This is a genomic window from Escherichia sp. AM3 (assembly GCF_032029835.1).
GTDB lineage: Bacteria > Pseudomonadota > Gammaproteobacteria > Enterobacterales > Enterobacteriaceae > Escherichia > Escherichia coli.
The window spans coordinates 1-1,226 of record NZ_JAVUPQ010000330.1; the positions used below are offsets into that span (position 1 = coordinate 1).

Below are 1,226 nucleotides of genomic sequence, written 5' to 3' on the forward strand. Positions count from 1 at the left end.
GGTGTAACCTGAGCCGTTGCTGGTACGCCAGACAACATTTCGGCGTAATTCGCCACTGGCAAAGTCAAGCTCACGCTGCCAGGCTTCGTGGGATAACGAGAAAACCTCACCATTTATGGCAATCTCCATCCCCACGACATCAGGCAGGTTCACCAGTTCGTTGATTTCACCTTTTCCCGCCCGATGATACAGCCCCGCCAGATACATCCCTCGCGTCTGGCGCGTGTAATCTTCTTCATGGCTGGCGCGAAGCCCAAGATAGCCGTTCCCCTGCGCCATCAGCGATGCATACTTGTTCAGGGTATGCTGGCTGAAATGGGGTTCTGATAACGTTACTGGCCTGGTCATAATTCCACACGCGTCCCTGTTTCTGCGGATTGATACAACGCCGCCACCAGTTGCTGGATGATGTACCCCTGCTCGGCGTCGGCTATCATCACGGGCTTGCCCTGTACGTGATTGATAAAGGCTTCCATGCTGCGCAAATGGCGGTTGTCGTCTGCCATTTCCCGTTGCATCAGCGTCATTAATTCACCGTTGTTATCGGTGTAGATATGTGCTGGAAACAGCGTCGCACCAGCTTTATCACCACAAAAGCTGACGTTCATAATCGACTGTTCGCGGATGTTGAGTGCAAATGACGTTTCCAGCCACAGAATGCCGCCGTTATGAAATTCAATGGTGCCAAACAGCGAATCTTCGACGCTGTAAGTTGCCGGATCCCACTCACCAAATTGACCACAGCTCTTTTGCGTGCCGATCTTTTGAAAGCTATGCGCATTCACGCTTTTCACCGCCGGAAAGCCCAGCACATACATCGCAGCATCCAGCATATGAATGCCGATGTCGATCAGCGGGCCACCACCCTGCAGTTCTTTATTGGTAAAGACACCCCAGCCGGGAACGCCGCAGCGACGCAGGGCGCGGGCGGTGGTAACGTAAATCTCTCCCAAAACGCCGTTGGTCACCTGTTCACGCAGCTGTTGCGTATCGAGCGCAAAACGATGGTGAAAGTCGTAGGCCAGCACCTTGCCCAGTTTGCGCGCGGTATCGCACATTTCCCGCGCCTGTTCTGGCGTCATGGCGGGCGGTTTTTCGCACATCACATGGCAGCCCGCTTCCAGTGCCATCAGGGTATGTTCGTAATGAAAACGGTTAGGTGAGCAGACGCTAACCACATCAGGTTTCACCGCCAGCAGCATGGCCTGCGGATCGTCCCACACGGA

General features: G+C 54.4%; 1 protein-coding gene and 1 pseudogene. Both read right to left on the bottom strand.

The genetic code is table 11. From position 1 onward, the window contains the following. Window positions 1–348 (bottom strand): annotated as a pseudogene (locus RTW80_RS25570) (glycoside hydrolase family 65 protein); the annotation flags it as partial. Continuing rightward, a partial coding sequence (locus tag RTW80_RS25575; RefSeq protein WP_312720854.1) for a Gfo/Idh/MocA family oxidoreductase occupies window positions 345–1,226 on the bottom strand: 882 nt, incomplete at its 5' end. The gene RTW80_RS25575 and the pseudogene RTW80_RS25570, both read right to left, overlap by 4 nt.